Source organism: Leptospira kanakyensis, assembly GCF_004769235.1.
Classification (GTDB): domain Bacteria; phylum Spirochaetota; class Leptospiria; order Leptospirales; family Leptospiraceae; genus Leptospira_A; species Leptospira_A kanakyensis.
This window is the reverse complement of sequence record NZ_RQFG01000005.1, coordinates 1,043,481-1,057,519: the sequence shown is the minus strand read 5'-3', so window position 1 is coordinate 1,057,519 and position 14,039 is coordinate 1,043,481. Positions and strand designations below refer to the sequence as shown.

The following is a 14,039-nucleotide window of genomic DNA, read 5'->3' as shown; positions in this document are numbered from 1 at the left end:
TTTATTCCTCTGTTACGTTTCCTTCTAATGTTTGTATGGTGTCACAAGTGATGTAATTGAAGATGACACTTTTTTCTGATTGGTAGATGGCTTTGGCAGGAAGTGATTTCCATTTTGTTTGGTCAAATTCGCAGTCATGTTTTTCACCTTTGGTTTCACCACTGGATTCAGTGAAATGGACTAAATACTTTTCTTCTTTTGTGCCTAACCTTTCACAACCAATACTTGTACTGGAACATTCGCGAATTTGCGGAGTGGGCCAATAGGGTTCTTGTGTGGTTCCAAATCCTTTGGCCACAGCGTTGCGATCAAAGGCCCATTTATCAATTCGGTAACTACAATGGTCATCATAAACAGGTTCTTTTCTGTATTTCGTTGTACAACTTTCACTTTCAGAAAAAGTTCCGTCTCCACGATCCGAACGAACTGTACGGCAATCTTCTCCATCAGGAATACTGTCATAACTTCTGATCTGACGGCTTCTGGACACACTGTACGCACCCATTGGCATAGAATCACACCATTCGGATTCTGATACAGGTTTGAATTGGTCAATGGCAATGGTACGAGACCATTCATGGTGAGTGATTTGTAATTCTACTTTTTCAGTCCATAACACACCAAGGCAAACAAATCCAATCCCACCGAAAACAATGGTTCCCAGTAACCATAACACCCATTTCGGAGTTTTGGGATGTGGTTTGATGAATTCTGAATTTTCAAATGCTAAATCTTCTTTTGCTTTTTGCACTGAGTCTTCAGTGAGCCCATCTTGGTCGGAACGAAGTTTGACAGTTTGAGCGCCATCGAGAGAACCACCGCAGTTTCCACAAAACGTGGCTTTGGCACCATTGGCAGTTTGGCAGAAAGGACAGGTTTTATCTGCGCCATAATAAATATGATCTTGGACAGCAACTTTGTCTGCTTCGTTTGGAAAGTATCTACGGCCTGGATCTTGTGTGGCACCGCAGTTCGGACAATGCCTATGTGTTTTACCGAGTAACTTTTTAGAACCGCAAAACTCGCAGTCCCAAAGCATTTCATAGATTTTTTCTTCTGCCATCGCAACCAAGGTTTATCCGCAAAAAATTGACTTTTGCAAGAAAAATATTTTCAATTCCCAAAATCCATCCTAGAATTCTTGGAATATGAGATTGGTACTAAAACCATTTGGCAATTTTCGTTTCTTAATCCTGTCTTTCCTCCTTGTTATTTTCTCTTTTGGTTACATTCAGTCGCGGTCAAAACAGAATGCGGTTCATCCATTAGATAGTTTATACTTAAAACTTTCACCTAATACAGTTAAGGCGGACAAAAAAATTACCTTTCGAAGGCTTTCCCTCCAACTCCGCGGGGTGATTCCCAGTGTGAGCGAATGGAAAGAATTAGATGCCTTAACTCCCGACCAAAGTTTAGAATCGTTTGCTGTTAGTTTTTTAAAACAACCTGAGTTTGCCGAATATTGGGGAACTAAATTTACATCCATGTTTCGTGACAAATCCAAAGGGCGTAAAATTCCCACAGGGGCTTTCTTTCAATATGTAGCCCAATCGATTCATAAAAATAAACCTTATGACCAATTGGTGCAAGAGATGTTAACCTCTACTGGCAATGTAAAAGAATCACCGGCTACCATGTTCTACATTCGGGACGGGGCCGATCCTTTACAAACTGCAGAGTATGTTGGAAGGTTATTTTATGCAAAACGAGTGGCTTGTGCTAGGTGCCATGACCATCCTTATATTTCTGATTTTACAAGAAGGGATTATTATGCTTTGGCTGCTTTTTTTAGCCAACAATTCTTTCGGGATGGAACTTGGGAAGCCGATCGGTATGGAAAATCGTTTAGTTATGTTCCGAGAGAATTAGAAGTCCATCTTCCCATGGAAGACCAAAAAAATCTCCAAGATAAAAACAATGATTGGAATCGAGACAATTGGAACAAATGGAGCGACGAACAACGAAAAGACTACCAAAAGAAACATGAAGTAGAGTATGCCACACTTTATTACCAACCGAAACTCGGACTTCGGTTTCCTCATACAGATGATGCTCCAGGTGGAGATTTGGTTCGACCAAAATTTTTGGATGGAAAAGAAGCCAAACTCAAACTCGGTGAAGATCGTAGAAAGGCCTTTGCTGATTGGTTGACAAACAAATCCAATGACCGGTTCCGTAAAGTCATCATCAACCGAGTATGGACAGAACTTATGGGTTGGAGTTTTTTCACACCACTCGACGATTGGAATGAAGACACAGTTGTTACGGGTGAAGAGATTTTAAACCACCTCGATTCTTATTTTTTAACCAACAGCTTAAAACTAAAAGAACTCATTTTATACATTGTCACATCCAGCGCTTACAATCGTTCGCTGACAAATAACCCAAGTGACCAAGATCCCATTCGGTATTTTTCTCCCAAACGATTAGACAGTGACCAACTTTTGAACTCTCTCATCCGAGTTTCCGATTCACAAAAAATCAGTAATATCCGCGAAAGGAATTTATCTTGGATCACGGGCCTTATGGATAAAAAACCTTATGATTTGACTGGTACAGGTTCTGTTCGATTCCCTCAAGACAACTTAAAAGAATTCACTAATGCTGTGGAAGTGGAAAGGCCTGCACCCTATCACACGATGTTATCAGTCTTTGGATCTGGCCCCCGTGTGGATATTTCAGATGATGTGGAAGAACTTACCATTGAACAAATGTTAACACTAATGAATGGTCGTGTTGTGGGAAAACTGGTATGGGATTTTGGGAACAAAGATTCTCTTGTGAAAGGCGAATTTGATCAAGTAAAATCAATGAATGCAGTCATCACCAACCTTTACTTCCGACTTTTAGGTCGCGAACCAAACTTAAAAGAAAAAGAAAAAATAAAAACACTTCTGTCAAAACCAGATACTACTTTTGACAAAGATTTACTCCAAGACATTCTCTGGGCTCTCATCAATAGCCAAGAGTTCCAACATATCAACTAAGGAATTATAATGGATCGCAAAGAATTTTTAAAAAAATCAATTCTCAGTTTGGGACTGAGTCCCTTTTTGTTTTCTGCCAATTCTTCCAGTAGTTTGTTTGCCGATGAAGAAGAGGAGTCCATTGTTCTTCCTTCCAAGGTAAAGTCAGTCATCTTTATTGAAATGATGGGAGGGATGAGCCATGTAGACACTCTTGATCCCAAACCAAACAGTGCTTTTGGAAAAGTCAGTTCCAGTATCTCGGGGCTTTCTGTTTTAGAACCTTTTTCTCTTACCGCCAAACAACTGCATTCGATTGGAATCGTTCGTTCCACTTGGAGTGAAGAAGGGGATCATGGTTTTGCACAGATGTTACTCAGTACTGGATACCGAATGACAGAAGCTATGGGATTTCCCGACATCCCCCATTTCGGTGCCGTGATTGCTTATGCCAAAAAATCAAAACTCAAATCTTCGTATTTCCCCAGTTATGTGTCGATTGGCGGTCGTGGTGGAAAAAATGGAAACTCTGGGTTCCTTGGAATCGATTATTCAGGTTATCACATTGGAAATGTGGATGAACCCATCCAACACTTAAATCCATCCTATGGAAAATTTGCTGATGATCGAATCCTTCGAAGAAAAGATTTGGTTTCTTTTATGAACGAGGAATTTGCAAAAACCTATCCGACAAGTGAATCCAAACATTGGAAGAATATGCTTGTAGCAGCGGAAGAATTTCGAAATTCCAAAAACATAGATAGTTTTCGAATCAGTTTGGAAGATGAAAAAACAAAAGCACGTTACGGAACCACTTGGCAGGGAAAGGCGATGTTACTTGCCAAACGACTCGCAGCCCAGGAAGTTCCATTCATTCATATTTCGATTGGAGGATGGGACACTCATACCGGCAACAAAGCACAAATTACAAAAATTATGAAAGAAACCGATATGGGAATTGCGGCTTTGTTAGAGGATTTAAATCATACTGGTCTCATCAAACAAACGTTATTTGTTCTTACTAGTGAATTTGGCAGAACCCCTGATGTGGGATCAAGAGATGGTCGTGACCACCATCCCAAAGTTTGGTCAACTTTACTTGGTGGAGGCCCATTTGATAAAGGATATGTTTTGGGAGAAACCGATGAAACCGGATCCAAACCAGTAAAACCAAATGAAGCACTTCATGTTCGGGATCTTGTCGCTACCATTTACAAAGCGGCAGGAGTCGATCCCGATGCCTCACTCACCAATTCCTTTGGCCGTCCTTTTCTGTTAACGACAAAGAAAGCCAAAGTGTATGAAGGACTATTTTAGTTTTTTTCTGCTTTATCGATACAAAGATAGGCAGTGGTCAGGATGGAATCGAGAGATGTAGATCTGTCTCCTGGGTTCAGATAGGTTTCCGTAAATAGGGAACCTGTCCCATAACTTTGGCAATTGGCGATGGCTGATTCACTTGTATCATTTGGCTTAACATAAACTACAGTTGTTACCTTGGTTGTATCGCCGTTTGGTTGGTATCTGCAAACTCCTACCAAGTTTTGCACCGAACATTTTGTAGATGACTTTGTATATCCCAGTGGGCAGGAAATCTCTTCTTTTACCACTGCATACTGTTCCATGCAGGATGGTGAATAGTTGGAAGTTCCAGAACAAGAACCTAAAAATTGGAATGTTCCGCTGAATCCTGGTTTTCCTGCATTGAGACTTGCCAAATACATAGTCTCCAAACACTTGTTTTGTGTTTCTTTAATTTTATCTTCTCTTTGGGCTTTACATTGTCCTAAAAAAGAAATTAACAAAAATATTGTGATGTATGTTCTTATCAATTGGTTCATTTTAATAGAATACCTGTATTTGTGTACGAACCACATGATCCCCTTCCGCAGCCGTTGGAGTTCCTGTATAATAAAAGTAATCCGTTTGCCATTTTAAATTGTGTTCTGCGAAATAATAAGAGAGTGCTCCTCCCACTTCCCTAGAGTACTTCAAACTAGGATCGGTTTCTCCCAAGGGACGAAATTCACCAAATCGAAAACTAAGTTCATAATTATTTGTAAACAAATATCCCAATTGAACAAAGTGGCCTTGCCCACTTCTCGAGTATTCTCTGGAAAGTGCGGAGCTTACTGTTCTTTCCACATAAGCGGTGTTTGCTCTTCGCCATAACCATTCGTATTGGAAGGAAAAACCCATCCATTTGAAATAGATATCTCCGGCCGCATGACTATAATTGAATTTTGCAAATGTATATTCTGTTCCATGTGTACTGAGGGAACGGTCTGAATTTTTGTTGTAAGCGCCTGAGACTCCAATCGACAACTTGGGTTCTTTGTATCTGGCAAAATCACCTTCGGATAACCAATCATTATCAGAACCGGATTTTGACATCCCACCAAAGGGAGAAAATATAAATCTAGCAACAGTCAGTACACCGGGAGTTTGTCTTTCGACTCGGTTTCTTCCTTGTCCACCAAAAACACCTAGATAATAAGCAAACATTCGTTTGTTGCCAAAAAGATCTTCAGAAAAAAGATAAGTTCCTACATCACGATCTAAATTAAATTCAGCGGTAACAGAAGACCGATCAACCGTTTGTAAGGCACCGGATGAATTCCAACGTTGCCTACTAAATGGAACCTTCATTTGGCCAAAAGCAACCTTTACATCCCGATATTGGTTGTACACAATGTTCGCATCCCGTAACGTGTTCCGTCTTTGGCTTTCCATATCTCGTTCAGCAAAACCCATTTGTAGATTCACAAGCCAAGTATCATTGAATAATCCTGCTTTCAGTTGTAATCGTGTACGACGGACAAGGAAGTTGGTTGTGTCCTGAGAAGGATCCAGTTGAAAACTTTGGTTTCCTTGGACTTGGGATCGGAACCGCAGTTGGATATTGTGTTTACCATCATTGGATGTCGCTTTGATTCCTTTTCCGAGTCCCGTTTCCCAATTGGATTTGTTTTCAGGAGTGGTCACCGCTTGTGTCGATTGTGCGGGAGCCGTTACCACTGGTGTTTGCGTGGTGGCAGGTGGGTTTGCCTGGCTCGCACTCGTTTCTACTTTGGGCTCTTGTTTTTCTTCCGCTACCATTGCGAGAGGGAAGGAATAGACACACCAAAAGAGAGATGCCAACGGGAATGGATTACGAATCTTATGTAACATAACTGTAAACTTTGTAATAAATGTCACAGTTGGAAAAAGGAAAGAAATAGCAAAAGGAAATCGGGTCTACTTTTTCAGAATATTTGCCCTTTCCGACTCATTTTTCCTTTTCTTACCAAAGAAACTAAAAATACTGATCTCTGATCTATGAAAAAAGCACTCATCACCGGAATCACAGGCCAAGACGGTTCCTATCTGGCAGAACTTCTGCTCCAAAAAGGCTACGAAGTCCACGGAATCGTTCGCAGAACAAGCCTTTTCAATCGCAATCGCATTGAACATCTGCACGGAAACCAAAATCTCCACCTTCATTATGGTGATATGACAGATTCCTCTAACTTAAATCGTATTTTAGAAAAAATCCAACCTTCTGAGATCTACAACTTGGCGGCCCAGTCGCATGTGCAGGTTTCCTTTGAGGTTCCTGAATACACTGCCGAAGTGGATGCTGTTGGAACCTTACGAATTCTGGATGCCATCAAACAAACAGGGATCAAATCCCGTTTTTACCAGGCTTCTACATCGGAACTTTACGGCCTTGTCCAAGAAGTTCCACAAACAGAAAAAACACCATTTTACCCTCGTTCCCCTTATGCAGTCGCTAAACTTTATGCGTATTGGGCGGTTGTGAATTATAGAGAAGCGTACGGTTTGCACGCATCTAACGGTATTTTATTCAATCATGAATCACCAAGACGTGGGGAAACCTTTGTGACTAGAAAAATCACACTGGGTGTTTCTGCTGTCAAAGCGGGAAAACTTCCCTTTATCACAATGGGAAACATTGATTCTAAACGTGACTGGGGTTATGCACCAGACTACGTCGAAATGATGTGGATGATGTTACAACAAGACAAAGCAGATGATTATGTTGTCGCAACAAACGAAACACACACAGTTCGTGAGTTCATTGAAGAGTCTTATAAAATTGCAGGATACGAAGTCGTTTGGGAAGGCAAAGAAGACAAGGAAGTGGGTAAGGATAAAAAATCTGGCCAAGTCCTTGTGAAAATTGATCCAAAATACTATAGACCGACGGAAGTGGAACTTCTCATAGGAAACCCAGAAAAAGCAAAACGTCAGTTAGGTTGGGAACCAAAAGTTAAGTTTAAAGAACTAGTTCAAATCATGATGAAAGCTGATTTGAAAGACCAAGGATTTTAGACTTTCACCACAAATACAGACTTAAGATTGGTAATCCTGTCTTAAGTTGTAATTCTGAGAGCTTTGTACCTGTTTACAAACTCTTGGTTGGGAACTTGCGGATGGCCTTCCCTTTGTAATTCGGGAAGGAGTCCTTCTACAAAATACATTTTAATATTTCCTTTGTGTTTTGCGGGGATCTCCCCTCGGTATTCACAAAGGAAAAAATCTTTGATGAGTTCATAAGTAGATGAGGAGATATTGATTTTTCCTGTCATTCCTGAAGATTCACACCGACTAGCAGTATTCACTGTATCACTCCAAACATCGTAAGCGAATTTTTTATCCCCAATCACACCGGCAATCAGTTCCCCTGAATGAATTCCTAGTCGGAGTTCCCAATAAGGTAATCCTTGTGCCGTTTTAATTTCTTTCATTTGGTTCATAAATGCTTGGATTTCCAGTGCTGCTAAAACACTATCGATGGCATGGGTAGAATTGGTTTTGGGAATCCCACCAACAAACATATAACTATCACCAATGGTTTTTAATTTTTCGAGTTTGTGACGTTCCATCAAACTATCGAAGTAAGAAAAACAACGATCGAGTTCTTCCACAAGTTCAGAAGGAGAAAGTGTCTCTGCTATTTTTGTAAATCCTTCGAAGTCCGTAAAACATACTGTTGCCGATGGATAATGTTTTGGTTTACTCACTCCATTTTGTTTTAATTCTCTGGCAACTTCCAATGGTAGAACATTGAGTAATAAACTTTCGGATTTTTGGTGTTCTGCGATGAGTTTGTCTTCAGCCCGATTGACTGCTTTTACAAACTGATTGATTAAAAGAATAAAAAAGACAACAAGTAAGACCAGAGGGGGCATTAAATAATCCGCTGGCACAACCCATTTCGGTGGACCAAAAATACCTTCTCCACCCATCACCCGATAATAGTATTGTGAACTTAAAAATAAAAATGCAGATACACTCACAAAGAGCCATCGGAGTTTAATATTTTGCCTAGGAATCATTAAAAAAGGAATCACGGCAAAAAGTAAAAATCCAAGGGGTGCTGGATCATCGGCTTGAGATAAACTAAGTATTGTTATATGAAAATTACTAGCAAGTAGGGCAAAAACAGCACTCATTGCATAATTTCCTTTATATAAAAGATAACGAGAATATCCTAAAGGTAAAACAAAAATAATATAAGAGGCAAAAGAGATTAAATGAGTTTCGGGAGGTTCTGTAAAATAAATCACCGGTAGTAAAAAGGTGGGAATCAAAAACATAATGGTTTGGAAAGTCGCATTCACTCGCAAAGCACGAGCGCTTTCATCACTCAAACCTTTTGTGAGATGGACAAGTTGTAACCGGTTTAAGATTTTTTGAATGCGTTTGGACATAACGGGAAATTAAAAATTGATAGGAATGGAAATCAATTCAAATTGTTATGATTCGAAATTAGTTTTATATAGATTGTTAGGGGTAAACAAGTAACCCAATCGGAACCAACTCTAATTCGGAGTGGGTTTTCTGATTGGGCCTTTTAGGGTTGCAAAAGAAAAGTTAGATTGTTTTAGAGACCAAAAAATTGATCCAACATCAACTTCTTCAAAGTTTCTTTTAGTTTCTCTTGGATGTTGACAATCTTCACTGACATTTTCTTTTCGTCGGCTTTGTTTTTGAAAGAGAGGAGACGAGAAATCCCAAGGGAACTCACGATCACCACTTTCTCCAAATCCAAATAGATTTCTTGAACGTTCTTTTCTAAAATTTCTGCCAAAATTTCGCGGAGCTCTGGTGCATTTCCGTCCAGAATTTGATCCATAAAACGAACACGGATCGTGTTTCCTTTTTCTTCGACTAGTATCTTATCACTCATATTTCGTTGGCCTCTAACGTAAGTCAGGAGGGGAAAGTTGGCAAGAAGTTATTTCAGCTTCTTGAGCTTATTCTCCATGTTAGCCTTTTTATGATAGAATTGGACGAGTTTTTCTAGCTCTGCCATGTCGGAACAAACAATTTTTCCCATATCCATACGAATAAATTTATTATTCTTCATGATATCGGAGATGATCAGTTCGTCTTTGGGATCGGTGAGGCCTACCATCTTAAGAAGGTCTTTGGTTCCAATTTCAAAATTGTAAGCTTGTTTGGGAGCCACTTTGATTCGGTTTTTTTCAGCCAAAGTCATTAGGGTATCTACGATACGGCCTTGTGGGTCTTTGAGAAGTAAGTTCGCAAGTTGTTTGTAGGCGATCCAAATTCTTTCTGACAAAAGAGTGATGAGCCTTGTCGCCAATTGTGGTTGGGCTTTTACCATTCCTTCAAAGTTGGCTTTGTTGATGGCAAGTAGTTCTACGTCACCCGCAGCCACCGCAGAAGCAGAGCGAGGTTTGTTATCAAGGATGGCCATCTCTCCGAAAATATCTCCCGCTTGGAGAACAGCGAGCATCACTTCGTTTTGGTTTACAATTTTGGAAATTTTAACCTTTCCACTTTGTAAAATGAATAATTCCTTACCTGGTTCGTGTTCACAAAAGATCATCTCACTATCTTTGTAGTTTCGATTGAATTTATTGTAATCGATAGGAGGTGCTTGGAATGGTTGGTTGATTGTCTGCAAACGTAGTTTTGCCTGCGGAACAAACTGACCATTGGGAAGGTGTTTTAGATAACTTTGGTAAGCAAATGTTGCATGTGATGTATTTTGCTGTTGGAAGTAGTATTCACCAATTTTAAAGAGTTCGTTTGGATCTTCTTCGACTGCATTTCGAAAGGACAATCTGGTGATGGTGGTATCAAATTGTCGTAACTTCATAGAGAAGAAACGAATGATATTCATAGCCACAGCAGTGGACTTTTGGATTAGGGTTCCAAATTGGTCGTAACTAACAGAGATTAAAGATACATTGGTAAGGGATGTGGCAGATTCAATTTGAGGGTGTTGGCTCATGGCTGCAACCACACCAAAAAAGTCACCAGGTCCTAAAACTTGGTTTGGATCTTCACCGACAACAGCAGTCTCACGAGTGACACGTACCTTCCCCTCACGGATGATATAGAAATTGTTCGCATCCTTTTTCCCCTCTACAATGATGTAGGAGTTCGCTGGGAAAGTAACCATTTGAAAAAACGACATTCTTAAATCTCTGAACCCTTTTTGCTCAACGTGCCTAGTTTATTATCGGAGATCCCTAGGGCAATATTTTCGTAAAAATTACTTATTTTTACTCTCTCCTAAAATTTCCATCTGAGTCAGTTCTAATTCCGCTTCCTGAGCAATTTTACTGGAATACGTATTTTTGATAATGTCCTGAAAAATCTGATGGGCTTTGTCTTCTCTGCCCATCCGAACATAGGCTTTGCCAGAAATTAAGTAGGATTCGAGTCCTTCTTCTGTATTAGGATATTCTTTATAAATTTTGAGTTCATTTTCCGCTAGAGCTAAAATATCTCCCGTCATTCGGTAATTGGAACTTAGGGCCTTTCTTACCTCTCGAGTTCTCGGATGGCCGGGATAGAGAATTAAAAAACTTTTACAAGATTCTACGGATTGGTAGTGGTTTCGGTCTTCCAAAAATTCTTTTGCCTTTTTGAAGAGGAGATCCCCTTGTTTGGTTCTTTCTTCTGCAAAAATTTGGCTGACGGATCTGTCGGCACTCAGGGGAGCCATTCCCACAGAGATAAGGAATCCTAACATAAAAATGCCCTTATTTCCCAACTGCCTAATCATCGAATTTTGTCTCATTAGTATCAGTTTCGGTCAGAACCTTAATTCTCGTGAATGGGTTTTTCTTCCGAGAGGGCAAGAATTTTCGGAACTCCCGTCAAATCCCACAATTCAGCGGAAGCCTTCATTCGTTTTCCCTTGGGGAGTGGAAAAACGAATCGGCCTTTTCCTTCCGTCCCCACCTTCAATTCAATTTGGTGTTTGGTCAGATCTCCCATCCTCCTTTCTCTCAGGGGTGGGATGGGAAAACTTCGTAATTTTTCTTCTGCAGGATAGAGATTCAACTGAACCATATAAGAAGTATTGGTTTTTCCTGAGTATTCGTAGTTGAGAATATAGCCGGATTCGGATCCATCTTCATAAGGAAGAATATTGAGAATTTTGATTTGGTTTTGGTAGTTTGTGGATGTATCTTGCGTTTGCAAAGGTTTTGATTCGGAATTTGAGAGAATTGCCGATTCTGGTTCTTGTGCGAAGAAGATTCGTTTGAAAGAAGAATCATAATCTTCCGGGCGTTTCAATGGATAATAGTTTCCATCTCCTAAAATGGAAAGCCGTTTGAGATCTTCTTCCCCTTTAGGGTCAATATCGATCCCAAGAACTTGCATTCGAAATTTTTTTCCTGAACTTTTTAATTGGTAGAGAACTGCTTTGGGATCTCCGTCACAACTTTCCACTCCATCTGAGATAAAAATAATTTCTGTTTCTTGGACATCATTCAAAAGAAATTCACCAACCACACTTAATGTTTGCGCAATGGGAGTGGATCCAGCGGGAACAATGTTAGAAATTTTTTGGCTCACAATGGAGGCTGCCCCGCGTTGGATGGGATGGTACAATCTTGCAGAAGAACAACCAGCGATTCGGTTCCCGTAAGCCACAAGACCCACACTCACATCTTTGGGCATTCCTCCGAGGACTTGTAAAAGTTTTTCTTTGGCAACCGCCATCCTTGTTTTTCCATCCCATTTTTCTGACATGGAACCACTGGCATCGAGTATAAACACATATCTTTTGTTAGGTTGTGATTGTGTGGAAAGAGGAAGAAAGGAAAATAAAAACAAACCACAATATACGATTCTACAAAATTTGCCAAATCGCCAACCTAGGATTTTATTTTCTTCCCGCACTTGTACACCATCGGCGAAAACGGGAATTGACCTTAGAGGGATTTGGGATCTAAAAAAGGCGGAACTACCAGGTTTGGTTTCACGAGAAGGGGAGTTCTGTCAAAGGAAGAATGCGCCCGTAGGAATCGTAAAATCATTTCGCAGGTGGCACCCCAAAGCAGGCCATCCCCCAAATCAAAATAATAAGCAAAATGTTCCCGGCCAGGGACTTGGATGGCATAAAATGGTTTTGTCCAAAGATCAGAAAAACGAACGAGAAGGACTCGATCAACTTCATCTCTGTTGTGCCTAAAGGAAAAATCACCTTCGTAAGTGGCTAAAAACGGGGTAATATGGAAACCGGTTCTTGTATGGAGTCCTTCTAGTTTTCCAAGAACATTTAATGTAGAACGTTTGACTCCCATCTCTTCTTCCCATTCCCGAAGGGCTGTAAAAAGAAGGTTGGGGTCATTTTCTTCTTTGACTCCACCCGGAAAAGAAATTTGGCCTGGATGTGATTTTAGATGTTTGGCCCGTTCCGTTAGGATGATTCCTTCCGCGAATTCTTTGGATCCAAAAAGTGGAAAGATTACACCTGACTTGACTTCGGTTGTGTCTGGAATCTCGTCGAAGTCCCTTGAAAGTTTTTCTACAAAGGACTGGTAAGGTAACATCAACCTTCGTCTTTTGCGTTTTGGTTTTGTTTTTTCCTACGTTTGGCAACAAAGGCTTCTTTGGAACGAATGGCCACCAAACGGTTGATCATCGAATCAAATGGAAGTCCTTGGATGGCAGCAAGTAAACTTGGACCATAGTTTTGTACTTTCCAATCGGAAAACACATGAAGGGCTTTTAATTCCTCTAAAGATTTTGGTGCTGCTCGCAAAATAACAATGAGTTGTTTGTTCGATGGAAGTAGGGAGTGTTCCATCCGTCTAGCACGCATAATACGGAGTCGCCATTTTTTAGCGTTTTCGAATTTATGATTTTCGTCTTCGTTTAAGTCTTCGCCATGACGTTTTGAAAGTTCTGAAGTGTCGATGGGATCACTGTATTCAGCAGTCAAAAGTTTAAAAATTTCTGTTCCGTCTTTTTTCCCAAACCATTCTACACATTTTTCTTCGTTCGGATGTCCTTTGACAGCTTGTGACAATCTATCGTTATTAAACACACGAAAACTTGCTTTGTTGATTCGTTTTGCTTTTTCATCACGGTAACGAAGGAGTTCTAAAACCTTTCTTCTTTCGAGTGGAGTGAAATTAAGAATGTCAGGAAATTTTCCAAGGGAGAATCCTTCTCCTTCTTTGGCTACATACTCTTCTGAGGCTATGAATTCAAATTCTGATTTTGCTTCTTCATAGAGAGTTCTACGTTTTAATTCTTCTTCCATTTTTAACCAAATGGATTCTAAATAAGCCGTATCGAGTGCTGCGTATTTGAGTTGTTGTTTTTGAAGGGGACGAATTTCCCAGTTAGACTTCTGTTCTACTTTAGAAAGTGTCACTTTATGATAATGTTCCACAACATGTGACAATGAACTTTGTTCTAATGACAACAACCGAGAACTGATCATTGTATCTGCCGTGTTCACAAATTTAAACCCAAAGTCTCGTTTTAAGGCTTTGATGTCGTCTTGTGCCGAGTGGAAGATTTTGAGAATGTTCTCATCTTCGAATAAAGGACCCAAAGCTGACAAATTTGTGATCTTTAGTGGGTCAATTAGGTAGTTTTTGCCATTAGAATTGATCTGGATGAGGCAAACTTTGGGATAGTACGTGTAATAACCGGAGGACTCGGTGTCGATCGACATGATTTTGGACTGTCTGAGATTGATCAGAGCTAAATCCAAAGCTTTTGCTGTATCAACGAGAATATAGTTGGAATTGATTTGCATCTAATTGGGATTTTGGAAATACT

Annotated in this window: 13 protein-coding genes; 3 read left to right on the top strand and 10 right to left on the bottom strand. The window is 40.1% G+C overall.

Going from position 1 to position 14,039, the window contains the following annotated elements; all coding sequences use genetic code 11:
* Nucleotide 1 precedes the first annotated feature (1 nt).
* Entirely contained in the window at nt 2-1,072 is a 1,071-nt protein-coding gene (locus EHQ16_RS05585; RefSeq protein WP_135634848.1) for a zinc ribbon domain-containing protein, read from the bottom strand.
* A 76-nt stretch (nt 1,073-1,148) separates the two neighbouring features.
* Here EHQ16_RS05585 and EHQ16_RS05580 point away from each other — a divergent pair, with 76 nt between their 5' ends.
* Together EHQ16_RS05580 and EHQ16_RS05575 are read left to right on the top strand one after the other, a co-directional pair.
* Nucleotides 1,149-2,987: a DUF1553 domain-containing protein gene (locus EHQ16_RS05580; protein ID WP_135634850.1), complete on the top strand. Its 1,839-nt coding sequence runs from the start codon at nt 1,149-1,151 to the stop codon at nt 2,985-2,987.
* A gap of 9 nt (nt 2,988-2,996) precedes the next feature.
* The gene (locus tag EHQ16_RS05575; RefSeq protein WP_135634851.1) at nt 2,997-4,283 is read left to right on the top strand and encodes a DUF1501 domain-containing protein; all 1,287 of its coding nucleotides are present in this window, start codon (nt 2,997-2,999) and stop codon (nt 4,281-4,283) included.
* Here the strand turns inward: EHQ16_RS05575 and EHQ16_RS05570 are convergent.
* Nucleotides 4,280-4,807 carry a hypothetical protein gene (locus EHQ16_RS05570; RefSeq protein WP_135634853.1) on the bottom strand — a complete coding sequence of 176 codons (528 nt, stop codon included), beginning with the start codon at nt 4,805-4,807 and terminating at the stop codon, nt 4,280-4,282. The two genes, EHQ16_RS05575 and EHQ16_RS05570, sit on opposite strands and share 4 nt — an antisense overlap.
* A gap of 1 nt (nt 4,808) precedes the next feature.
* The gene (locus EHQ16_RS05565) at nt 4,809-6,137 is read right to left on the bottom strand and encodes a porin (protein WP_244241940.1); all 1,329 of its coding nucleotides are present in this window, start codon (nt 6,135-6,137) and stop codon (nt 4,809-4,811) included.
* Nucleotides 6,138-6,284: 147 nt separating this feature from the next.
* On the opposite strand from EHQ16_RS05565, the gene gmd reads away from it, so the two are divergent.
* Nucleotides 6,285-7,301 carry a GDP-mannose 4,6-dehydratase gene (gene gmd, locus EHQ16_RS05560; RefSeq protein ID WP_135634855.1) on the top strand — a complete coding sequence of 339 codons (1,017 nt, stop codon included), beginning with the start codon at nt 6,285-6,287 and terminating at the stop codon, nt 7,299-7,301.
* A 41-nt stretch (nt 7,302-7,342) separates the two neighbouring features.
* Here gmd and EHQ16_RS05555 read toward each other — a convergent pair whose 3' ends face one another.
* The 7 genes from EHQ16_RS05555 to EHQ16_RS05525 all read right to left on the bottom strand — a co-directional run bounded on the left by EHQ16_RS05555 (nt 7,343) and on the right by EHQ16_RS05525 (nt 14,016).
* Complete coding sequence (locus EHQ16_RS05555; protein WP_135634857.1) at nt 7,343-8,683, bottom strand: adenylate/guanylate cyclase domain-containing protein; 1,341 nt, start codon at nt 8,681-8,683, stop codon at nt 7,343-7,345.
* Nucleotides 8,684-8,856: 173 nt separating this feature from the next.
* Nucleotides 8,857-9,162 carry an STAS domain-containing protein gene (locus tag EHQ16_RS05550; protein WP_135634859.1) on the bottom strand — a complete coding sequence of 102 codons (306 nt, stop codon included), beginning with the start codon at nt 9,160-9,162 and terminating at the stop codon, nt 8,857-8,859.
* Between the two features lie 48 nt (nt 9,163-9,210).
* Nucleotides 9,211-10,422, bottom strand: coding sequence for a Crp/Fnr family transcriptional regulator (locus tag EHQ16_RS05545; RefSeq protein WP_135634861.1), 1,212 nt, complete (start codon nt 10,420-10,422; stop codon nt 9,211-9,213).
* A gap of 78 nt (nt 10,423-10,500) precedes the next feature.
* Nucleotides 10,501-11,031, bottom strand: a complete 531-nt coding sequence (locus tag EHQ16_RS05540) for a tetratricopeptide repeat protein (protein WP_167482635.1) — start codon at nt 11,029-11,031, stop codon at nt 10,501-10,503.
* 23 nt (nt 11,032-11,054) lie between these two features.
* A complete protein-coding gene (locus EHQ16_RS05535) occupies nt 11,055-12,077 on the bottom strand; it encodes a vWA domain-containing protein (RefSeq protein WP_244241938.1) in 1,023 nt (340 codons plus the stop codon).
* Nucleotides 12,078-12,175: 98 nt separating this feature from the next.
* Nucleotides 12,176-12,796 carry an NUDIX hydrolase gene (locus EHQ16_RS05530; protein WP_135634865.1) on the bottom strand — a complete coding sequence of 207 codons (621 nt, stop codon included), beginning with the start codon at nt 12,794-12,796 and terminating at the stop codon, nt 12,176-12,178.
* Complete coding sequence (locus tag EHQ16_RS05525; RefSeq protein WP_135634867.1) at nt 12,796-14,016, bottom strand: ribonuclease D; 1,221 nt, start codon at nt 14,014-14,016, stop codon at nt 12,796-12,798. Before EHQ16_RS05525 ends, EHQ16_RS05530 begins: the two co-directional genes overlap by 1 nt.
* Nucleotides 14,017-14,039 lie beyond the last annotated feature (23 nt).